Source organism: Novilysobacter selenitireducens (genome assembly GCF_020026895.1).
Taxonomy (GTDB): domain Bacteria; phylum Pseudomonadota; class Gammaproteobacteria; order Xanthomonadales; family Xanthomonadaceae; genus Lysobacter_C; species Lysobacter_C selenitireducens.
This window is the reverse complement of the sequence record NZ_JAINZW010000001.1, coordinates 276,434-297,948: the sequence shown is the minus strand read 5'-3', so window position 1 is coordinate 297,948 and position 21,515 is coordinate 276,434. Positions and strand designations below refer to the sequence as shown.

14 protein-coding genes are annotated in these 21,515 nt (G+C 70.2%); 9 read left to right on the top strand and 5 right to left on the bottom strand.

All coding sequences use genetic code 11. From position 1 onward, the window contains the following. Positions 1 to 222: 222 nt before the first annotated feature. Positions 223 to 1,962 (bottom strand): alpha-amylase family glycosyl hydrolase, encoded by a 1,740-nt coding sequence (locus tag K6753_RS01310; protein ID WP_223674378.1) that lies wholly within the window; start codon positions 1,960 to 1,962, stop codon positions 223 to 225. 250 nt (positions 1,963 to 2,212) lie between these two features. Further along, positions 2,213 to 3,709, bottom strand: a complete 1,497-nt coding sequence (locus K6753_RS01305) for an MFS transporter (RefSeq protein WP_223674377.1) — start codon at positions 3,707 to 3,709, stop codon at positions 2,213 to 2,215. A 224-nt stretch (positions 3,710 to 3,933) separates the two neighbouring features. Here K6753_RS01305 and K6753_RS01300 point away from each other — a divergent pair, with 224 nt between their 5' ends. Continuing rightward, positions 3,934 to 5,547: an alpha-glucosidase family protein gene (locus tag K6753_RS01300; protein ID WP_223674376.1), complete on the top strand. Its 1,614-nt coding sequence runs from the start codon at positions 3,934 to 3,936 to the stop codon at positions 5,545 to 5,547. A 29-nt stretch (positions 5,548 to 5,576) separates the two neighbouring features. Here the strand turns inward: K6753_RS01300 and K6753_RS01295 are convergent, their stop codons facing one another. Beyond that, a complete protein-coding gene (locus K6753_RS01295) occupies positions 5,577 to 7,100 on the bottom strand; it encodes a tryptophan halogenase family protein (RefSeq protein ID WP_223674375.1) in 1,524 nt (507 codons plus the stop codon). A 106-nt stretch (positions 7,101 to 7,206) separates the two neighbouring features. Here K6753_RS01295 and K6753_RS01290 point away from each other — a divergent pair, with 106 nt between their 5' ends. From K6753_RS01290 to K6753_RS01275, 4 genes are all read left to right on the top strand, one after another. Then, positions 7,207 to 9,963, top strand: coding sequence for an alpha-1,6-glucosidase domain-containing protein (locus tag K6753_RS01290; RefSeq protein WP_223674374.1), 2,757 nt, complete (start codon positions 7,207 to 7,209; stop codon positions 9,961 to 9,963). Position 9,964: 1 nt separating this feature from the next. Continuing rightward, entirely contained in the window at positions 9,965 to 12,010 is a 2,046-nt protein-coding gene (locus K6753_RS01285) for a glycoside hydrolase family 97 protein (protein WP_425492033.1), read from the top strand. Positions 12,011 to 12,180: 170 nt separating this feature from the next. Further along, positions 12,181 to 12,888, top strand: coding sequence for a DUF6445 family protein (locus tag K6753_RS01280; RefSeq protein WP_223674373.1), 708 nt, complete (start codon positions 12,181 to 12,183; stop codon positions 12,886 to 12,888). 41 nt (positions 12,889 to 12,929) lie between these two features. Next, a complete protein-coding gene (locus K6753_RS01275; RefSeq protein ID WP_223674372.1) occupies positions 12,930 to 14,723 on the top strand; it encodes an alpha/beta hydrolase-fold protein in 1,794 nt (597 codons plus the stop codon). A 76-nt stretch (positions 14,724 to 14,799) separates the two neighbouring features. Here the strand turns inward: K6753_RS01275 and K6753_RS01270 are convergent, their stop codons facing one another. Then, positions 14,800 to 15,327 (bottom strand): M48 metallopeptidase family protein, encoded by a 528-nt coding sequence (locus K6753_RS01270; protein WP_223674371.1) that lies wholly within the window; start codon positions 15,325 to 15,327, stop codon positions 14,800 to 14,802. Positions 15,328 to 15,399: 72 nt separating this feature from the next. On the opposite strand from K6753_RS01270, the gene K6753_RS01265 reads away from it, so the two are divergent. Then, positions 15,400 to 15,951, top strand: coding sequence for a DUF2058 domain-containing protein (locus tag K6753_RS01265; RefSeq protein WP_223674370.1), 552 nt, complete (start codon positions 15,400 to 15,402; stop codon positions 15,949 to 15,951). 450 nt (positions 15,952 to 16,401) lie between these two features. Here the strand turns inward: K6753_RS01265 and K6753_RS01260 are convergent, their stop codons facing one another. Continuing rightward, complete coding sequence (locus K6753_RS01260) at positions 16,402 to 18,096, bottom strand: dipeptidyl-peptidase 3 family protein (protein ID WP_223674369.1); 1,695 nt, start codon at positions 18,094 to 18,096, stop codon at positions 16,402 to 16,404. Positions 18,097 to 18,296: 200 nt separating this feature from the next. Between K6753_RS01260 and K6753_RS01255 the strand changes: the two genes are divergently transcribed. From K6753_RS01255 to K6753_RS01245, 3 genes are read left to right on the top strand one after another with little or no spacing between them, the layout of a single operon-like run. Next, complete coding sequence (locus tag K6753_RS01255) at positions 18,297 to 19,517, top strand: efflux RND transporter periplasmic adaptor subunit (RefSeq protein ID WP_223674368.1); 1,221 nt, start codon at positions 18,297 to 18,299, stop codon at positions 19,515 to 19,517. 5 nt (positions 19,518 to 19,522) lie between these two features. Next, complete coding sequence (locus tag K6753_RS01250; protein WP_223674367.1) at positions 19,523 to 20,725, top strand: ABC transporter permease; 1,203 nt, start codon at positions 19,523 to 19,525, stop codon at positions 20,723 to 20,725. Beyond that, entirely contained in the window at positions 20,718 to 21,443 is a 726-nt protein-coding gene (locus tag K6753_RS01245; RefSeq protein WP_223674366.1) for an ABC transporter ATP-binding protein, read from the top strand. Before K6753_RS01250 ends, K6753_RS01245 begins: the two co-directional genes overlap by 8 nt. The last annotated feature ends 72 nt before the right edge of the window (positions 21,444 to 21,515 follow it).

Here is a 21,515-nt window from a genome sequence, read left to right as displayed (position 1 = left end):
TCTGCAAGACCTTTGTACGAGCGACGTGAGTCGCGACCGCACCCTTCGGGGCACAGCGCGAGGCGCCAACTGTCGGTCGCGACTGACGTCGCTCCTACAGGTGCGAAGTCGCGGGTAAGGCCCTCGCGGCTGAAGCCGCTCCTACCGTTGGAAATCTCGCGACCTCGCTCCTGTAGGAGCGGCTTCAGCCGCGATCACGAACCGGGGCTCTGTTCGGCGCCCTCACTCCCTGCGCGTCACCGCCTGCAGAGCCGCCACCATCGCAGGCTGCGTCACCGGCCCATCCAGCACCCACACCTCGGCGCCATGTGCCGGCACCGTCGCCGACAGCGTGCCGCCGGCCGCAACCTGGCGCGTGTCACCCGACAGCGCCGCACGCCACATGCCTGTCTGCAGCATCGTGTCGATGGCGAACGTTGCCGGCGCGTCGCCCTTGTTGAGCAGCACCAGCGCGACCTGCGCGGTGTCGCCGTCCTGCAGCACGCGGTAGAAGGCGGCGCGGTCGCCGGCGAGTTCGACGTTAAGCTGCACGCCGCGCTGCAGCGCCGGCGTGGTGCGCCGCACGTTGGCGATGCGCGTCAGCGCGTGGTGGATCGGATGGTCGGCCGCCGCGTCGACGCGTTGCTGGCCGAAGTAGTTGCGGTTGCCGGCGTGCTCGGCGCGGCCACGCATGAAGCCGGTTTCCGAGCCGTAGTAGACGACCGGGATGCCGCGGGCGGTGAACAGCCAGTTATGGGCGTCGATGAAGCCCTCGTCGGTCGCGTCCATCCGCGCCATGTCGTGGTTGTCGTAGAACGTCGCCAGCTCGTACGGGTTGGCGTACGGCCCATCGACCAGGTGGAGCGCCGGTGCCAGTCGTTCGAAGCCCAGCCGCTTGCGCCCGAACACCTCGTCCATGGCCTGCTTCATCGGGAAGTCGAGCACGCTGACCTCGCCGTGGCCCGGCAGGGTGTGCGTGGCGATCTTCGCGGCGTCGTAGTCGAACGCCTCGCCGAACATGAAGAAGCCCGGGTGCTCGGCCCGCACGCGACGGGTGAACCCATCCCAGAACGTGTGCGGCATCCACGCGATGGTGTCGATGCGGAACGCGTCCGCGCCCTGGTCAATCCAGTGCAGGTAGGCGCGCGACAGGTAGTCGAGCACCGCCGGGTTGGCGGCGTCGAAGTCGCCCAATTGTGCGAGGTTGCCGTCGAAGATCGAACCGGTCGCGCCGTCCACCGGGCCGGTGTCGTTGAAGAAAGCGTGCAGCGGGTTGCCGCCCGGATCCAGCTGCGTCGGCGGCAGGTTCTGGTGATCGGCGATCAACGTGCCGTCGCGCTCGTAGACCTCGCCGAACAGCGGCTGGTCGGCCGGCATCGAGTACGCCGGCGAACCGTGGTTGCCGACGATGTCCAGCACCAGCTTCATGTCGTGGGCATGCACCGCATCGGCCAGCCCGCGGAAATCCAGGCCGTCGCTGGGCAGGTGCTCGTCCAGCTCGAAGAAGTTGACGCCCCAGTAGCCGTGGTAGCCGGTCTTGCCGCGGTCGCTGAGGATCGTGCCGCAGCCGGGCTCGCTGCCCCCGGTGAACGCCTCGTCCGGGTTGTCGACCACCGGCGTGATCCACAGCGCGCCAAAGCCCATGCCGCGGATGTAGTCGAGGTTGTCGGCGATGCCCCGGAAGTCGCCGCCGAGGTAGCCGATGTTGCCGGCCACTCCATCGCAATGCGCCAGCGGCCGATCAAAGGTGTTGAGCGCGCCGCCCTGGTCGCGCTGGTCGTTGGACGCATCGCCGTTGACGAAGCGGTCGGTGACCACGAAGTACACCGCGTTGGCGGCGAAGGGTTCGTCGGTGCCGATGTAGCGCGCGGCTGGCGGCGCGTCGGGCGCATCGTCCGCGGGCACGTGGACGCAGGCGGCGAGCGTCGAGGCGAGGGCCGCGGCGAGGACGGTGCGGAGCAGCGGATGGGTGTCGGTGGTCATCAAGCTTCCTGGTTGCATTGCATCAATGCGCAAGTCGGTGCGGTGGCGGCTGGTCCGTTCCCTTGTGTATCGCGGGCCGGGAGTGCGCCAGGAGGAAAGCACCCCTGCCCAACCCTCCCCTGCAGGCAGGGGAGGGAGCGGAAGCGGCACTCCACGATCGGGGCTGTTGCCCCTCCCCTGCCTGCAGGGGGAGGTTGGGAGGGGGGCTCTGCAAGCGCGTACACGTCACCGGCGATCAAATCGGCACGGCCTACCGACCCGCCACCGGCACCGCGACGGTCGCCGCGGCCGGGTCCCGCACCCGCAGCACGCACAGGCCGGCGACGATCAGGCTGATGCCGCCGATCGCCAGCGCGTTGATCGGCGCGCCGCCCAGGAAGGTCTTGAGCAGGAAGCCCAGCAGGCTGGCGGCGACCAGCTGCGGGATCACGATGAAGAAATTGAAGATGCCCATGTACACGCCCATCTTCCGTGCCGGCAGGCTGTCCGACAGCAGCGCGTAGGGCAGCGACAGGATCGACGCCCACGCAAAGCCGACGCCGACCATCGACAGCAGCAGCCACATCGGGTCGCTAATCCACAGGAACGACAGCAGCCCCAGCCCGCCCAGCGTCACGTTGATGAGATGGCTGACGCGCAGGCCCCACAACCGCACCATCCACGGGATGACGATCGCCGCCAGCGCGGCGAAGCCGTTGTAGGCGGCGAACAGCACGCCCACCCAGTTGGCGCCGGCGTTGTAGGCGGCCGACGACGTATCGGTGCTGCCGTAGTGCACCTCGGTAACCGCGCCGGTGGTGTAAATCCACATCGCGAACAGCGCGAACCAGCTGAAGAACTGCACCACCGCCAGTTGCCGCATCGCCTGCGGCATGTCCTGCAGGTCGTCGAGGATGGCGGTGAACGCGTTGCCGCCGGCGAACGCGGTGCGCAGCAGCAGCGCGAGGCCGTACGCGCCGATGAGTCCGGCAAGGATGTACAGCTGCCGGTCCAGCCCGAACCCCGCGATCAACGCCGCACCGGCGGCGCCGGCCACCAGCCATGCCGACCCGCTGCGACGCGCGCGCGCCGGGTCCAGCGGACGGTGCACCAGCGGCGGCGCCTCGTCCCAGGCGTGCAGCTGCTCGGGCGTGTATTCGCGGGTGCGCAGCACGGTCCAGCCCACCGCCGTCACCAGCACCGCGCCGCCGAAATAGAACGCATAGCGCACCGTATCGGGCACCTCACCGGGCGCAGCGGTGTTGGCCACGCCCATGCGCTCCAGGATGAAGGGCAGCATCGAGGCGATCACCGAACCCACGCCGATGAAGAAGCTTTGCATCGCATACCCGCTGGGCCGCTGGCGCACCGGCAGCTGGTCGCCGACGAAGGCGCGGAACGGCTCCATCGCGATGTTGATCGACGCGTCCAGGATCCACAGCGTGCCGGCCGCGATCCACAGCGCTGGCGAGTTGGGCATCACCAGCAATGCCAGGGTGGCCAGCACCGCGCCGACCAGGAAATACGGCCGCCGCCGCCCCAGCCCGGTCCAGGTTCGGTCGGACATGTAGCCCACGATCGGCTGCACGATCAGCCCGGTCAGCGGCGCGGCGATCCACAGCAGCGGGATCTGTTCCATGTCCGCACCCAGCGTCTGGAAGATCCGGCTGACGTTGGCGTTCTGCAGCGCGAAGCCGAACTGGATGCCGAGGAAGCCGAAGCACATGTTCCAGATCTGCCAAAACGACAACTGCGGTTTGCGGGTCATGCGGTGGTCCTTTGCTTGATCGGGCGGCAACGCTTGGCGTGGCGCGCGGATGCGGCGCGCCCTGCCCCGCGTGGCCGGGCATGGCGGCCATCCTAGTCAGCCATCGCACTGCACCATGCCCGGATGCAAACGTATTCACCGCGTTGCATGACCGCACGCACGCGTGTGCACCTGCACACCGTGGAATAGTCCGCGTTCGATCGAACCCCGGCCCTGTAATGGCGATGACGACACAGTGGTGGCACGGCGCGGTGATCTACCAGATCTACCCGCGCAGCTTCCTGGACACCGACGGCGACGGCGTGGGCGACCTGCCCGGCATCGTCGAGAAACTCGACTACGTCGCCAGCCTCGGCGTGGATGCGATCTGGATCTCGCCGTTCTTCAAGTCGCCGATGGCGGACTTCGGCTACGACATCGCCGACTACCGCGCGGTGGATCCGCTGTTCGGCAGCCTGGAGGATTTCGACCGGCTGCTGGACAAGGCGCACGGCCTGGGCATCCGGGTGATGATCGACCAGGTGCTGAGCCACACCTCCAGCGAGCATGCGTGGTTCCTGGAAAGCCGCGAGAGCCGCGACAACCCCAAGGCCGACTGGTACGTGTGGGCCGATCCGCAGCCCGACGGCACCCCGCCCAACAACTGGCTGTCGATCTTCGGGGGCGTCGCGTGGAAGTGGGAGCCGCGGCGCGAGCAGTACTACCTGCACAACTTCCTGGCCGCGCAGCCGGACCTCAACTTCCACTGCCCGGACGTGCAGCAGGCCACGCTGGACAACGTCGACTTCTGGCTGGCGCGCGGCGTGGACGGGCTGCGCCTGGACGCGATCAACTTCTGCTTCCACGACGCGCAGCTGCGCGACAACCCGCCCAAGCCGGCGCACCTGCGCGTGGGCCGCGGCTTCAGTGCCGACAACCCCTACGCCTACCAGTACCACCACTACAACAACACGCGCCCGGAAACGCTGGTGTTCATGGAGCAGCTGCGCGCACTGATGGACCGCCATCCCGGCTCGGCGGCGCTGGGTGAGTTCTCCTCGGAGGATTCGCTGGCGACCATGGCCGAGTACGTGGGCGACACGCGCCTGCACATGGGCTACAGCTTCGAGCTGCTGACCGACGATTTCACCGTCGCCTACATCCGCGGCACGGTCGAGAACCTGGAAGCGAAGATGCCGCACGGCTGGCCGTGCTGGGCAATCTCCAACCACGACGTGCAGCGCGCGGTGACGCGCTGGGGCGGCGCGGATCCGTCCGACGACCTGGCACGGCAGCTGGTGGCGCTGGTGTGCTCGCTGCGCGGTTCGGTGTGCCTGTACCAGGGCGAGGAGCTGGGGCTGGGCGAGGCCGAGGTCCCGTTCGAGTCGCTTCAGGACCCGTACGGCATTTCCTTCTGGCCCAAGTTCAAGGGGCGCGACGGCTGCCGCACACCGATGCCGTGGACCGGCGACGGCCAGGCCGGCTTCAGCGCCGCGCCGCCGTGGCTGCCGATCCCGGCCGACCACCGCGCCCGCAGCGTGCAGGCGCAGGAGGCCGACGACAACTCGGTGCTCAACGCCACGCGCCGCTTCCTGCGCTGGCGCAAGCAACACCTGGCGCTGGTGCACGGCGACATCGCGTTCCTCGAAACGCCCGAGCCGGTTCTGGCGTTCACGCGCACGCATGGCGAGCAGTCGCTGCTGGTCGCGTTCAACCTGTCGGCCGACGCCGCCACATGCGCGTTGCCCGGCGGCCTGTCGCCGGCGCCGCTGGACGACCACGGCCTGCTCGCCGGGCACGTCCAGGCCGGCCACCTGCACCTGCCGCCGCGCGGCGTGTACTACGCGACGCTGGGGTGACCGGCGCCGCCCACCCGCTGCCGCCTCACTCAGGCCGGGACGGCGGCGCAGTGGCGGGCGATGAAGTCCTCGTGCGCGGGCATCTGCGCGGCGCACGATTCCAGCACCCGGCGCACGCCGGCCAGCATCGCCTCGGTCTCGTTGTCGTCCAGCAGGTCGACCATCGGGTGGTAGCCGGCCGGCAGCACGCCCTGGCCGATCAGCACCTGGATCCAGCTGCTCTCGGTGAACAGCTCCTCGTGCTCGCGGAACACGCGGCCGTGGCGCTGGAACAGCTCGATCTTGTGCGCCAGCGTGTCAGGGATCGACATCGCCCGGCAGTCGCGCCAGAACGGCTCCTCGCGCCGGTTGGCCCAGTAGTGCAGCACCAGGAAGTCGCGCGAGCGGATGTATTCGAACTGCACCTGGCGGTTGTACTCGTCGATCTCGACGGGATCGAAGCCGGCATCCGGGAAGAAGCTCACCAGCTTGGACAGGCTGGCCTGGATGAAGTGGATGCTGGTGGACTCCAGCGGCTCCATGAAGCCGCTGGCCAGGCCGAGTGCCACGCAGTTGCGGTGCCAGAAGCGCTTGCGCATGCCCGTGGTGAAGCGCAGCGGCCGCGGATCGGCCTGCGGCGCGCCGTCGAGGTTCGCCAGCAGGATGCGCGCGGCCTCCTCGTCACTGGTGTGTGCGCTGCTGTAGACCATGCCGTTGCCGGTGCGGTGCTGCAGCGGGATGCGCCATTGCCAGCCGGCGCTGCGCGCGGTGGAGCGGGTGTAGGGCGTGAGCGGGCGGACGGATTCGCACGGCACCGCCATCGCGCGGTCGCAGGGCAGCCAGTGGGTCCAGTCCTCGTAGCCGGCGTGCAGCGCCTGCTCGATCAGCAGCCCGCGGAAGCCCGAACAGTCCAGGAACAGCTCGCCTTCGACCACGCGGCCATCGTCCAGCACCACCGACTCGATGAAGCCGTCCTCGCCGCGCAGGCGCACATCCCCGATGGTGCCTTCGATGCGCGTGACCCCGCGCGCCTCGGCCAGACCGCGCAGGTACTTCGCGTACAGCCCGGCGTCGAAATGGAACGCGTGGGCGACGTTGCCCAGTGGCGAGTTGACGACATCGGCGCCGCGCAGGAAGCGGTTCTGCCAGCCGGCCACCGCGTTGAATACGTAGTGGTCCAGTGCCGGTGCGCGGCCGGCCTGGCGCGACTTCAACCAGTACTGGTGGAACGGCACCGCACCCAGGTCGCGACCGCCGACCGCGCCGAAGGCGTGCATGTAGCGGTGCCCGGGTTGCAGCCAGTCGACAAACTCGATGCCCAGCTTGAACGTGCCCTGCGTCATGCGCATGAACTCGTTCTCGTCGATGCCGAGCGTCGCGTTGAACAGGCGGATCTGCGGGATCGTCGCCTCGCCCACGCCCACCGTGCCGATCAGTTCGGACTCCACCAGCGTGATGTCCAGCGCGCGGCCCATCAGCTTGGACAGCATCGCCGCGGCCATCCAGCCCGCGGTACCGCCACCGACGATCACGACCTTCCGGATCCGCCCCGCTCCGACCTGCGCCTCGCCCATCCGCCGTCCCCGTGCCGCGCCGCCAGCCGGCGCGGTCCAAAGCCTAGGGCAAAACCACGCCGTCGCGCGCCGCTCCGGTGCCGCCTGCCACCAGGAATTCGTATTCATGCCGCATGACCGCCGACATCCGCGCCTGGCAGCGCTGCCGTGGCTGCTCGCCGTCGCTCTCGTCGCGCCCTTGGCCCATGCCGGCGACGCCGATTCGCTGGCCGACTGCGACCGCAATGAGGTCGCCCGCGTGCTGGCGCCTGCGGCCTCCACCGACACCGCCGCGCGCGGCTACTGGCTCGACCGCCACCGCATCGCGTGGCCGGGCGCGCCGATGCACGGGCGCTTCGCGCTCTACCGCTCGGCGACGGCCTCGATCATGGCCGAACCCGGCGCGCCCGTGCGTGGCAGCGATGGCCGCTGGCCGCTGGTGCAGGACACCGCGCCGCTTCCGGATGCGTTGCGCACGCGCTTCGCCTTCATCGGCGACGGCCCGCGGCTGCGCCTGACGGCGGGGGACGAGGCCACCGCCGACCTGCTGCGCGACGAGGTGTGGCTGGTGCTGGAGGACGACCGTGGCAACGTCATCGCCAGCACCCGGCTGCAGCACCCCGGCGCGCTCGACGACCTGTACGCGACCGCCGCTTCCGTTGATGCACCGCCGCTGGGCCCGCTACTCGGCGAACACGCGTCGTCCCTGCGCGTGTGGGCGCCCACGGCGCGCGACGTGTCGGTGTGCCTGTACGACACCGCCGACGGCCCGGCCACGGCGCGCCTGCCGCTGGTGCGCGACGACGCCAGCGGCACCTGGTCGCGGCATGTCGATGACGACCTCTTCGGCCGCGCGTATGCCTACCTGGTCGACGTGGTGGTGCCCGGCACCGGCGTGGTGCGCAACCGCGTCACCGACCCCTACTCGGTCGCGCTGACCGCCGACAGCGCGCGCAGCGTGTTCTACAACCTCGACGACGCCGACCTCAAGCCGGCCGCGTGGGATGGCCACGCGCGCCCCGCGCCTCTGGCATCCCCGGTCGACATGGCGATCTACGAGCTGCACGTGCGCGACTTCTCGCGCGACGACGCCGGCGTCCCGGCGATGCACCGCGGCAGGTACACCGCGTTCGCGCAGCCCGACAGCCACGGCATGCGCCACCTGCGCGCGCTGCACGGCGCCGGCATCACCGACATCCACCTGCTGCCGGTGTTCGACCTGGCGACGGTGCCGGAGACGGCGTGCGCCGAGCCGGACGTGCCCACGGCCGCGCCCGACAGCCAGGCGCAGCAGGCCACGGTGATGGCCGTGGCCGCCGAGGACTGCTTCAACTGGGGCTACGACCCGTACCACTTCAACGCGCCGGAAGGCAGCTTCGCCACCGACGCGAGCGATCCGGCGACGCGCATCCGCGAGTTCCGCACCATGGTGCAGGCGCTGCATGCACAGGGCCTGCGCGTGGGCATGGACGTGGTCTACAACCACACCACCGCGTCGGGGCAGTCGCCGCGCTCGGTGCTGGACCGCATCGTGCCGGGGTACTACCACCGCCTCGACGCCCACGGCGTGGTCGAGCGTTCGACCTGCTGCGACAACACCGCCACCGAGCACGCGATGATGGCGCGGCTGATGATCGACTCGGCCGAGCTGTGGGTGCGTCACTACGGCATCGACTCGTTCCGCTTCGACCTGATGGGCCACCAGCCACGCGAGGCGATGGAACGGCTGCAGGCGCGCGTGGATGCCGCCGCCGGCCGCCGCGTCGAGCTGATCGGCGAGGGCTGGAACTTCGGCGAGGTCGCCGACGGCGCGCGCTTCGTGCAGGCCTCGCAAGGTTCATTGCAGGGCTCCGGCATCGGCACCTTCAGCGACCGCGCGCGCGATGCGATCCGCGGCGGCGGCCCGGCCGACAACGGCGAAGCGCAGTTCGCGCAGGGCTACGCCAACGGCGTGCATTACGCCGACAACGGCCACGGCACCGGCGCCACCCGCGACGACCTGCTGCACGCCGCCGACCTGGTGCGCGCCGGGCTGGCCGGCACGCTGGCCGGCTACACGATGGAACACGCCGACGGCGTCAAGCGGCCGCTGTCGGCGCTGGACTACAAGGGCCAACCGGCCGGGTATGCGGCGCAGCCGGCGGAGGTCGTGAACTACGTCGAGAACCACGACAACCAGACGCTGTTCGACATCAACGTGTTCAAGCTGCCGCCGGGCACGACAGCAGCCGAGCGGGCGCGGGTGCAGGTGCTGGCACTGGCGCTCAACACCTTCAGCCAGGGCATCGCCTACTTTCACGCCGGCGGCGAACTGCTGCGCTCCAAGTCGCTGGACCGCAACAGCTTCGATTCGGGCGACTGGTTCAACCGCGTCGACTGGACCGGCCAGGAGAACCACTTCGGCACCGGCCTGCCGCCCGCGGAAGGCAATGCCGGCGACTGGGACCTGATGCGCCCGCTGCTGCGCGATGCGTCCATCGTGCCCTCGCCGGCCGACATCGCCTTCACCCGCGACGCGTTCCTGGACCTGATGCGCATCCGCGCCAGCACCACGCTGCTGCGCCTGCGCACCGCCGGGGACGTCATGCAGCGGCTGCGTTTCCACAACACCGGGCCAGACCAGAACCCGGTGGTGATCGTGGGCGAGATCGACGGACGCGGTTACGAAGGCGCGAACTTCCAGGCGCTGCTGTACCTGGTGAACGTGTCTCCGGACGCGCAGACGGTGGCGATCCCGGCCTTGGCCGGGCGTGACTGGGCGCTGCACCCGGTGCATCGCGCGCCCGGATCCGCCGACGACTACCCGTACGACACCCGGTACGACATCGACACCGGCCACTTCGACGTGGCGCCGCGCACCGCGGTCGTCCTCGTCATCGAATGACATGCCGCCACAGGAACCCCACCGCATGCGCTTGCCTGCCCTGAGCCTCCTCGCCCTCGCCCTGGCCACGCCGCTGGCGCACGCCGGGACCGTCGCCACGGTGTCATCGCCCAACGACGTGCTGACCGTCGAGCTGGATATCACCGAGGGTCGCCTGGCCTACCGCGTGCTGCGCTTCGGCGAACCGGTGATCGACGACTCACGCATGGGCTTCCGGCTGCGCGGCAGCGGCACGATCGAGCGCAACCTCGAGCTGGCCGGCACCGCCACCGCGTCGCGCGACGACACGTGGGAGCAGCCCTGGGGCGAGAACCGATTCGTGCGCGACCACCACGAGGAGCTGCGCGCCACCGTCCGCGAGACCATCGCCCCGCACCGCACGTTCGATGTCGTGTTCCGCGTCTTCGACGACGGCGTCGGCTTCCGCTACGCCTTCCCCGAGCAGCCGGCCATGGCCGAGGCGATCATCGACGACGAGCTGACCGAGTTCGTGATCGCCGAGCCGGCCACCACGTGGTGGATCCCGGCCGGCGAGTGGAACCGTTACGAGTACCTCTACGACGCGACCCCCGTCGAGCAGGTCACCGCCGCGCACACGCCGATGACGCTGCGCACCGAAGACGGCCTGCACGTCGCCATCCACGAGGCGGCGCTGGTCGACTACTCGGGCATGTGGCTGCGCCGTGCCGAAGGGCGTCGCTTCCGCACGCAGCTGTCGCCGGCCTCGGAGGGCTGGAAGGTCAAGCGCGCGCTGCCGTTCCAGACGCCGTGGCGCACGATCCAGGTTGCCGACACCGCACCCGCGCTGTATGCCTCGAGCGACCTGATCCTAAACCTCAACGAACCCAACCGGCTCGGCGACGTCAGCTGGTTCGAGCCGGCCAAGTACGTCGGCATCTGGTGGTCGCTGCACCTGGAAACCGAAAGCTGGGCGACCGGGGCCAAGCACGGCGCGACCACGCGCAACACGAAGCGCTACATCGACTTCGCCGCCGAGCACGGGTTCCGCGGCGTGCTGGTGGAGGGCTGGAACCCGGGCTGGGACGGGCAGTGGTTCGGCAACGGCTACGACTTCGACTTCACCAGGGCGACGCCGGACTTCGACATCGAGGCGCTGTCGGCGTACGCGAAGGAACGCGGCGTGCACCTGATCGGCCACCATGAGACCGGCTGCGCGGTCAGCCACTATGAAGACCAGATGGACGACGCGTTCGCAATGAACGAGCGGCTCGGCATCGACGTGGTCAAGACCGGCTACGTGTGCGACGCCGGCCAGATAGAACGCCGCCTGCCCGACGGCACGGTCGCGCGCGAGTGGCACGACGGCCAGTGGAACGTGAACCACCACCAGCGCGTGCTGGAGGCCGCCGCGAAACACGGGGTCGCGATCAACGCGCACGAGCCGGTCAAGGACACCGGCCTGCGTCGCACCTACCCGAACTGGGTCAGCCGCGAAGGCGCGCGCGGCATGGAGTACGCCGCCTGGGGCAACCCGACCAACCCGCCCGAGCACGAGGCAGAGTTGCTGTTCACGCGCATGCTGTCGGGGCCGATGGACTTCACCCCCGGCATCCTCAGCCTGCAGGGCCGCGGCCAAGCCATCCAGACCACGTTGGCCAAGCAGCTGGCGCTGTACGTGGTGCTTTACAGCCCGGTGCAGATGGCGGCCGACCTGCCGGAAAACTATGCGAAGCACACGGACGCGTTCCAGTTCATCAAGGACGTGCCGGCCGACTGGGCGCAGACGCGCGTGCTGATGGGCGAGATCGGCGACTACGCCGTGGTCGCGCGCCAGGACCGCGACAGTGCCGACTGGTACCTGGGCGCGATGACCGACGAGCACGGCCGTGCGCTGCAGGTGCCGTTGTCGTTCCTGGAACCCGGCCGCCGCTACACCGCGCAGGTCTACCGCGACGGCGAGGGCGCGCACTGGGAAGACACGCCGTTCGCCTTCGAGCGCGAGACGGTCGAAGTCACCAGCGCCGACGTGCTGCCGCTGCGGCTGGCCGCCGGGGGCGGGCAGGCGATCCGGTTCGTGGCGCGCTGAGTCCGGAGCGATGGAGCGGCCGCGTTTAGCTCCTCCCCCTGCGTGCAGGGGGAGGTTGGGAGGGGGTGCTTTTCAAACGAGGAATACACCACTTCTTCCCCCGTCCGCGAAAGGCACCCCTCCCCAACCCTCCCCTGCAAGCAGGGGAGGGCGTTTAAAAAGCACCCTCAATGCTCAATCCGAATCCGCACATTCAGCCCGTCGCCATCACCCCGGACCACACCGCCTGGGTGATCGACGACGCGCTGCTCGACCCCGACGCCTGGGTGCAGCGCGCGGCGACGCACTTCGATGCGTTCGAAGAACAGCCGCACAACGCCTACCCGGGCCCGGAGCTGCGCATGCCCGACGGCGTCACCGCCGCGCTCGATGCCTGGCTGGCTGAGCACCTGCATGCGCGCATGGGGTTGGCCGGCACCGTGCGCGGCCACAGTCGGCTGTCGATCGCCACGCGCGCGCCGCACGACCTGCAGCCGCGCCAGTGGCTGTGCCACCGCGACCGCCTCACCGACGCGCCTGGCCAGCGCGTGCTGGCCACCGTGCTGTACCTCTTCCGCGACCCGGCGCTGGGCGGCACCGCGTTCTTCGCGCCGCGCCACGGTGAGCGCGACACCGCCATGCTGGTACACGAGTCCGGCACGCTGCCGCCCGCAGCGTTCACCGCCAGGTACGGCCTCACGCCGGGCTACATGACCGCCTCCAACCCGTGGTTCGAGAAACTCGCGTCGATCGAGCCGCGCTACAACCGCCTGGTCGCCTATGACGGCGGCGCGCTGTGGCACTGCAGCGACATCGCCGTGCCCGAAAGCCTCACCGCCGACCCCACGCGCGGCCGCCTCACTCTCAACGGTTTCTTCGTCTGCACTCCCACCCTGTAGGAGCGGCTTCAGCCGCGACCGTCCACCATCGGATGCCCTCGATGCGCGCAGCCCTTCGTTTCGCGACGATCCTCCTGGTCGCCTTCACCACACCCGCTTTCGCCGCCACGCCCGCACGCGTCGAAACCCATCACTTCACGCCGCCCGCCTTCGCGCCGGAAAAGGTCCGCGTCGACGTCCACCTGCCGCCGGACTACGACCCCGATGCGCGTCCCGGCTACCCCGTGCTGTACCTGCACGACGGCCAGGACGCGCCCGCCGTGCGCCTGCGCGAGACGCTGGCCGACCTGTACGAGCGCGACGCCATCGCCCCGGTGATCGTCGCCGCCGTCCACATGCTGCCCGACCGCATGGGCACCTACGGACTGTCCGACCGCCAGGCCGGGACGGCCGTCGTCGCGAACACGAAGTACGGCCCGGTTGGCACGCGCGCGCACGACTACGCGCAGTGGGTGGCGACGGGCCTATTGCCCGCCATCGACGCGCGCTACAACACGCGCCCCACGCCTGACGCGCGCGCCACGCTCGGCTGGTCGCTGGGTGCGCTGGCCGCGTTCAACCTGGGCTGGCAGTACCCGGACCTGTTCGCGCGCGTGGGCATGTTCTCGCCGTCGCTGTGGCTGTCGGACGACACCACCGATGCCGACACCGTGCAACGCACGCGGCTGGTGCAGCGCTTCGTGCACGACGGCCCGCCGCGCGTCGGGATGCGCCTGTTCCTGGGCATCGGCGATACCGAGGAGACCGACGACCGCGATGGCGACGGCACCAACGACGCGCTCGACGACGTGCGCGACTTCGCGCTGGGCTGGAACACCGACGAGGCGTCCATCGAAGCCGGCACCGGCCTGCGCGGCCTGGCCCAGTCCGGCTACAAGGTCGACGCCGACCACGCCACCGCGCCCGGCCGCAGCGACGTCGCCCTGCACGTGCTGCCGGGCGGACAACACAACCAGGCCTCGTGGGTGGAACTGCTGCCGCAGTTCCTGCGCTGGGCCTACACGCGCACCGCGCCGCCGCTGGACGCCACCGGCACCACGCTGGGCTGGGCACAGGTACCGTCGGCGCACGTGCCCGCGCGCGACGTCGACATCTGGCTGCCGCCCGGCTACGGCGACGACCCGGACGCGCGTTATCCCGTGCTGTACATGCACGACGGCCAGAACCTGTTCGACCCCGCGCTGAGCTACACCGGCGTGGACTGGGGCGTGGACGAGGCGATGACGCGGCTGATCCAGTCCGGCCGTATCCCCCCGGCGATCGTCGTGGGCATCTGGAACACGCCCGCGCGCTTCCCCGAGTACATGCCGCGCAAACCGGTGCCGCCGCAGGGCCTGGACTTCGGCCCCGGCAACGGCCCGCCGCTGCCGGTCGAGCGCATCGCCTCCGATGCCTACCTGCGTTTCCTCGTCGAGGAACTGAAGCCGCGCATCGACGCCACCTTCCGCACGAAGCCGGGCCGCGAAGACACCGCCATCGCCGGCTCCAGCATGGGCGGGCTGGTCTCGATCTACGCCGCGGCCGAGTACCCCGACGTGTTCGGCCGCGTCGGCGCGGTGTCCACGCATTGGCCCGTCGGCGGCGGCCTGGTCATCGACTGGCTCGCCGACCACCTGCCCTACCCCGCCACGCACCGGCTCTGGTTCGACCACGGCACCGCCACGCTCGATGCGCAGTACGCGCCCTACCAGCAGCGCATGGACCGCGTGCTGCGCGAGGCGGGCTACGTCGAAGGCGACAACTGGGTGACGCGCGTGTACGAGGGCGCCGAACACAACGAAGCGGCATGGCGCGCGCGGATGGACGAGGTGCTGGTGTTCCTGCTGGCGAAGTAGGCAGCAACGCGCGCGTTACGACACCCGCCTCAGCGCTCCTACGTCGACACAAGGACAGCCCCATCGGGGACCACCATCAGCCGCCCGTTCCGCCTCCGCCCCCATCCTGAAGCCGCACCAGCTCCAGCTGCGTCAGGTACAGCCTCAGGTCGAACTCCAGCTGGTGGTAGTCCGGTTCCATGTGCGTGCACAGCTGGTAGAACGCCTTGTCGTGCTCGGCCTCCTTCAGGTGCGCGAGTTCGTGCACCACGATCATCCGCAGGAAGTCGGCCGGCGCATCGCGGAACACGCTCGCGATGCGGATCTCGCGACTGGCCCTGAGCCGGCCGCCGTGCACGCGGGAGATGGCGGTGTGCGTGCCCAGCGCGTGCTTCATCACCTGCAGCTTGCCGTCATAGACCACCTTGCCCAGCGGTACCGCCTTGCGCAGGTGGCGGTCCTTCAACTGCTGCACGTACTCGTAGAGCTGGCCGTCGTTGCGGATGGCGTGGGCCTGGCCGTACCGCTCGGCCAGCACCGTGCCCAGGCGGCCCTGATCAATCAGCGCGCGCACCTTGTCCTGCAGGTGGGGCGGGAAGCCGGCGAGGTATTTCAGGGGTTGCATGGGCGGCGGACGACGGGCGGCGGCGGACGGCCAGTATGATGTCGGCCGTCGAATCTCCACGCGAATCCCGCCATGGCCAAGCCCAATCCGCTCCAGGCGCAGCTGCTGAAGGCCGGCCTGGTCAAGAAGTCGCAGGTCGCCGACGCGGCGCGCGAGCAGAACAAGGCGCTCCACGCCAAGGGGCCGGCGAAACCGGACGAGATCGCGCAGCAGGTGGAGCGCGCCCGCGCCGAAAAGGCCGAGCGTGACCGCGCCCTGGCGGCCGAGCGCAAGGCGCAGGCCCGCGTCGCCGAGCTGCGCGCGCAGGCGCGGCAGATCATCCAGGACAAGAAGGTGCCGCGCACCGGCGAGAGCGAGTACCGCTTCAACGCCGGCGGCGCCATCCGCACGCTGCTGGTCGACGACGCCCAACGCAAGCTGCTGGCCACCGGCGCGCTGGTCATCGCCGCGATCGGCGAGCGCTACGAGCTGCTGCCGCGCGCCGCCGCCGACAAGGTCATCGAGCGCGACCCCGCGATGGTCGTGCTCGACCATGGCAAGGCCGATGCCACGCCGGCCGCGTCCACGTCGGAGGACGACGCGTACTACGCGCAGTTCGAGGTGCCGGACGACCTGGTGTGGTGAGCTGCGCGCTGCTGCGGTGAGCTGCGCGGGCGCCGATCCGTCGTCGGCACCGACGCACACGGCAAATCCCACGGCACGTATGTAGGAGCGACGTAAGTCGCGACCGCGCAACCGCACATACGACCGAACCTGCGTCCCATTTGTAGGAGCGGCTTCGGCCGCGACCGCACAACCCGCACAGACGACGAACCCGACGGCCCATTTGTAGGACCGACGTAAGTCGCGACCGGGCGATTACACTGGCGATGTGAGCCGCGCCGCCTGTCCACACCATCACGGTCGCGACTTACGTCGCTCCTACACGGGCTGGATCGCGGGCAAGGCCATCGCGGCGACGTGTGTCATTCACCGGCCGCGCCACGCTTCGCGACCAGTGCACACCCCCCAACAAAAACGGCGGCCGCCTTCCGACGCCGCCGTTCCGTTTGAAGCAACCGGTTGTACCCGGCGTCACTGCGCCGCAGGCAGCCCCAGCACCTCGCGTCCCTGCTTGAACACGATGTCCACCGGGATGTTGGCCGCGGCGATGCGGTCCAGGTCGGACTGCAGCTCCGGGCCGATCGTCCCGTACTGGTCCAGGAACGCGCGCGCGCCGGCGTGGTCGCCGTCGCCCTGCAGGGTGAGGATCTTCGCCGACAGCGCGTCCACCGCCGGCTTCATCTTCTCGAAGTCCACGCGGTAGTGGCCGGTCGCGGCATCGCGGCTGAAGGCGCCCTGCTCCTTGAGGAAGTTGAACGCGGCCATGTTGGCCTGGCCGTGCGCGCTGCTGGCGCCGAAGCGCACCGAGCGGAAGATGCCGGCCAGGAACGTCACGTAGTTGTCGTCCAGCTTCCCGGCGTCCAGCTCACCCATCTCGCCCAGCTGGCCGATCATGTACAGGCCCAGGATGTCGGCCTTGCCTTCCTCGAACGCGCTGGCCAGGTCGGTCAGCGCATCGCGCACGGTGCCCTTGCCGTCGAGCGTGTTCTTGATGCCCAGGCCGTGCGCCACCTCGTGGAACATGACGTTTTCGAAGAACGCGTCGAACGTGATGTGCTCGCGCTGTTCCGGTGCGATCAGCTCGTCGGCGATGGGCTCCAGGATGGCGTCGAACTTGGCGCGCATCGCGTTCTTCAGTTGCAGGCGGCGCGAGCCCTTGGCCAACTGCACCTCCTCGTCGTTGGGCAGGTTGATGGCGATGGTCTTGGCGCCGGCGTTGGCGTCGCCGCCGTAATAGATGGCGTCGTAGGCGTTGAGGTCGGCATCCGAGCCAGGCGACTCGGCCTTGTACTTGGCGTCCACCGGCAGCTCGCGCTGCAGCGCCGGCAGGTGCTGGGCGAACTTCGCCAGGCGCTCGCTCCACTCCTCGTCCTTGACCAGCACGAATGCCTCGAACGCGGCCTTCTTGCCGTACAGCGCGTCCTGGTAGCTCTCGATCGGCCCGATGACGACGTCGATGGGGCTGGTCTTCATGTCCATCCAGGCCATGTCGCTGGGCTGGTACTCGCCGGTGACCAGTGCGTCGGCGCGCAGCTCCAGGTACTTGCGGAAGCCTTCGTCGGTGGCGACCCTGGCGGCCTGGCGCAGCAGCTCGGCAGCGCGGCCCAGTTCCTCGGCGTATGCCTCGTGGTACGGCACCACTTCCAGTTCGCCGGCGTCGTTGCGCTTCACCAGCGTGTACAGGCTGTCCTTACCCGGCAGGTCGGCGGCCTCGAACTCCGCCTTGGTCATGTCGGCCGGGTAGAAGCCCGCGCCCGGCGGCCGCGCCTCGACGCCCTCGACGAACGGCGTGTCGCCGTCCAGCCGGTCCCACGGCCCGTAGTTGATCTCCACGAACCGGCGCGTCGCCGGGTCGCTGATGCCGGCCAGGAGTGCTTCCTTGTCGGGGTAGACCTGCTTCCAGAACAGCTCGTCCATGATCTCGCCGGCCTGCAGCAGGTAGCCGATCGCCTCGCGGTCGCCTTCGGCGAGGTGCGACAGGTCGGCGGTCAGCTCGACCTCGTCGTAGGCGGCCACCTTGGCGGCAATTCCGTTTGCGCCCTCGGCTTCGTCTGCCGCCTGCGTGGCGGCGGGCGTGGTGGTCTCGTTGGCGGTCTGCGGCTGGCAGGCGACCAGCCCGCCCGACAGGGCGAGCGCGACGGCCAGGGTGAGGGGGCGCAGGGGCATGGGAGGCTCCGGACGGGTTGGATGGAATGGGGGGCATCCTAGGGCAGCGGGGCTTCAGCCGGCGTCAATCGCGGTCGCGGCCAGCGTCCGACGTCACCGAACGCCGGCCTACGTGACTCGGTGAGCGCCCCGCCTGGCGGCCGCACGCCGCCTCCAGTGGGTATCGTAGGGCCCCGTCAAACGCCCCGTGGACGCGCCGCATGAAACATCGCCCACTGCTGGTGGCTGGAGCCGTGCTGGTGCTGCTCGCGCTGGCGTGGGGCGTCGCCATCAGGCTGCGCGGGCCGGCGATGGAAGGCTATGAAGTGGTGTCGCGGCCGCTGGTGCAGACGGTGGTGGCCACGGGTCGCGTCGTCGCGGTATCGCGGGCGCAGGTGGGCAGCGCGGTCACCGGCGTCGTGGTGGAGCGGCGCGTGCAGGAGGGCGACACCGTGCAACCGGGCGACGTGCTGGCGGTGCTGCGTGCCGACGACCTGGAAGCGGCCGTGCGCGAGGCCGAGGCCGCGGTGGCGGGCCTGCGGCAGTCCGCGCGCCCGCAGGCGCAGGCGGCGGTGCGCGAGGCCGAGGCCCGGCTGGCGCAGGCCAGCCGCGGGGTGCAGCGCCGGCGCGAGCTGTTCGCGCGACAGCTGATCGCGCACGAAACCCTGGAGCAGGCGGTTCAGGCCGAGACTGTCGCGCGCACCGCCGCCGAGCAGGCGCGCCTGGCCGCGCGTTCGCTGGCGGCCGGCAATCCCGACGAGGCTGCGGCCCGCGCCCGCCTGGCCAATGCGCGCGCGCAGCTGGCCAAGACCACGCTGCGCGCGGAGGTGGCAGGCACGGTGCTGACCCGCAACGTCGAGCCCGGCGACCTCGTGCAGCCGGGCCGGGTGCTGTTCGAGATCGCCCGCGCCGGCGCCACCGAGGTGCTGGTGCCACTGGACGAGAAGAACCTGCAGGTACTGGCGATCGGCCAGAAGGCGGTGTGTATTGCCGATGCGTACCCGTCGCGGCCGTTCCCCGCCGAAGTCAGCTTCATCGCCCCCAGCGTCGACCCGCAACGCGGCTCTGTGGACATCCGCCTGACGGTGTCGCCCGTGCCGGACTTCCTGCGCCAGGACATGACCGTGTCGGTCAACGTGGAGACCGGCCGTCGCGACCGGGCCGTGGTGGTCCCCAACGACGCGCTCGGCGAAGTGGCCGGGGACAGTGCCTGGGTCTGGCGGGTCGAGGATGGCCGCGCCGTGCGGCGCGATGTCGAGCTCGGCCTGCGCGGCCTGACCCTGACCGAGGTGGCGGCCGGCCTGGCGCCGGGTGACTGGATCCTTGCCGATGCGCAGGCCGGACTCGCCCCGGGCGACCGCGTGCGCGTGGTGCCGGCCGGCTTGCCCGTGGACGCCTCGGCGTCCTCTACCCGCAACGAACTGCCGGCCCGCCTCGACTGACGCCGATGTGGGTCGAATGGACCATCGCCACCCGGTTCCTGCGCGAGGGCCGCGCGCAGAGCACGCTGATCCTGGTGGGGATCGCGGTGGGCGTGGCGGTGATCGTGTTCCTCACCGCGCTCATCAACGGGCTGCAGGGCAACATCATCGACCGCACGCTGGGCACGCAGGCCCACATCAAGGTGCAGCCGGCGGAGGAGACCAACCGGATCCTGGCGCCGGCCGACGGCACCGTGCATCTGGTCCTGGAAAACCGCCGCGCGCAGCGCCTGCGCTCGATCAACAACTGGCAGCAGGTGCGCGACGTGCTGGACACCCTGCCCCGGGTGACGGCGGTCTCGCCGGTCATCTCCGGCCCGGCGTTCGCGCGGCGCGGGGAGGCACTGGAATCGGTGGCGCTGGTGGGGATCGATGCGGCGCGCTACCAGCGGATCATCCCCGTCCAGGACGACATCGTCGAAGGCGTGTTCCGGATCGGCGCCGGCGACGCGGTGGTCGGCCGGCAACTGGCCCTCGAACTGGGGATGCGCGTCGGCGACAAGGTGCGCATCGACGGCGGACAGGGCCGCGAAAGCGTTCTGAACGTCGCCGGCATCTTCGAGCTGGGCGTGCGTGAGCTGGACGCGCGCTACGTGTACCTGGACATGAAGCAGGCACAGTCGCTGCTCGACCTGCCCGGGGCAGCCACCCTCATCGACGTCACCGTCGACGACATTTTCGCCGCGCAGCCGGTGGCCGCGCGCATCGCGCGCCTCACCGGCCTGAAGGCGGAAAGCTGGATGGAGACCAACGCGCAGCTGATGAACGCATTGCGCTCGCAGAGCCTGAGCACGCAGATGATCAGCCTGTTCGTGGCACTGAGCGTGGCGCTGGGCATCGCCAGCGTGCTGTCGGTCAGCGTGGTGCAGCGCACGCGCGAGATCGGCATCCTGCGCGCGATGGGCACCACGCGCCGGCAGATGCTGCGCGTGTTCCTGGTGCAGGGCGCGCTGTTCGGCCTGGCCGGCTCCGTGCTGGGCGGCGCGGCCGGCTACGGACTGGTCGCCGCGTTCAACACGTTCGGTCCGCGGCTGTTCTACATCCCCGTCGAACCCGCGCTGCTGGTGGGCGCCGCGGTGCTCGCGACCCTGACGGGCGTGGTGTCGGCCGCGCTGCCTGCGCGGCGCGCCGCGCGCATGGACCCGGTGGAGGCGATCCGCCATGTCTGAGCACGACGCCCGCCAGGAAGTGCTGCGCCTGCAGGGCCTGAGGAAGAGCTACAACGTCGGCCGTCCGACCGAGACCGAGGTGCTGCACGGGCTGGACCTGCGCCTGCAGCGCAGCGACTTCGTCGCGCTGGTCGGCGCCTCGGGGTCTGGCAAGAGCACGCTGCTGAACGTGATAGGCCTGCTCGACCGGCCCACGGCCGGCGAGCTGTACCTGCTGGGCGAGGCCACGCGCGACATGGACGACGCCCGGCGCACCGCCCTGCGCGGCACCGCGATCGGCTTCGTGTTCCAGTTCCACCACCTGATCCAGGCCTTCACCGCGCTGGAGAACGTACTGATGCCGCTGATGGTGGCCAGCGGCAAGCCCACGTCCGCGCAGCTCGACCGCGGCCGCCAGCTGCTGGCGCAGGTCGGGCTGGAGGGGCTGGAGCAGCGCAAACCGGACCAGTTGTCGGGCGGCCAGCAACAGCGCGTGGCCGTGGCACGCTCGCTGGTCACGCGTCCGGCCTTGCTGCTGGCCGATGAACCCACCGGCAACCTCGACAGCACGTCCGCAGCAGAAGTGTTCGAACTGTTCCGCCGGTTCAACCGCGAGTTCGGCTGCGCGGTACTGCTGGTCACCCACGATGCGCGCCTGTCGGCACAGTGCGACCGCACGGTGACGCTCGTGGACGGGCGCATCGAGAGCGACAGCGCGTCGCAGCCTGCGCCGGCCTGAGGCGACGGGCACCTCGCGCCCGGCCATCGCGCCGCTCGCCGGAACTTAACGGTGCCCACGCCATAGTGCCGG

Bases quoted from the DNA above. Each gene is read 5' to 3' on its own strand.
- K6753_RS01310 (WP_223674378.1), bottom strand. From the start codon at position 1,962: ATGACCACCGACACCCATCCGCTGCTCCGCACCGTCCTCGCCGCGGCC.
- K6753_RS01305 (WP_223674377.1), bottom strand. From the start codon at position 3,709: ATGACCCGCAAACCGCAGTTGTCGTTTTGGCAGATCTGGAACATGTGC.
- K6753_RS01300 (WP_223674376.1), top strand. From the start codon at position 3,934: ATGACGACACAGTGGTGGCACGGCGCGGTGATCTACCAGATCTACCCG.
- K6753_RS01295 (WP_223674375.1), bottom strand. From the start codon at position 7,100: ATGGGCGAGGCGCAGGTCGGAGCGGGGCGGATCCGGAAGGTCGTGATC.
- K6753_RS01290 (WP_223674374.1), top strand. From the start codon at position 7,207: ATGCCGCATGACCGCCGACATCCGCGCCTGGCAGCGCTGCCGTGGCTG.
- K6753_RS01285 (WP_425492033.1), top strand. From the start codon at position 9,965: ATGCCGCCACAGGAACCCCACCGCATGCGCTTGCCTGCCCTGAGCCTC.
- K6753_RS01280 (WP_223674373.1), top strand. From the start codon at position 12,181: ATGCTCAATCCGAATCCGCACATTCAGCCCGTCGCCATCACCCCGGAC.
- K6753_RS01275 (WP_223674372.1), top strand. From the start codon at position 12,930: ATGCGCGCAGCCCTTCGTTTCGCGACGATCCTCCTGGTCGCCTTCACC.
- K6753_RS01270 (WP_223674371.1), bottom strand. From the start codon at position 15,327: ATGCAACCCCTGAAATACCTCGCCGGCTTCCCGCCCCACCTGCAGGAC.
- K6753_RS01265 (WP_223674370.1), top strand. From the start codon at position 15,400: ATGGCCAAGCCCAATCCGCTCCAGGCGCAGCTGCTGAAGGCCGGCCTG.
- K6753_RS01260 (WP_223674369.1), bottom strand. From the start codon at position 18,096: ATGCCCCTGCGCCCCCTCACCCTGGCCGTCGCGCTCGCCCTGTCGGGC.
- K6753_RS01255 (WP_223674368.1), top strand. From the start codon at position 18,297: ATGAAACATCGCCCACTGCTGGTGGCTGGAGCCGTGCTGGTGCTGCTC.
- K6753_RS01250 (WP_223674367.1), top strand. From the start codon at position 19,523: ATGTGGGTCGAATGGACCATCGCCACCCGGTTCCTGCGCGAGGGCCGC.
- K6753_RS01245 (WP_223674366.1), top strand. From the start codon at position 20,718: ATGTCTGAGCACGACGCCCGCCAGGAAGTGCTGCGCCTGCAGGGCCTG.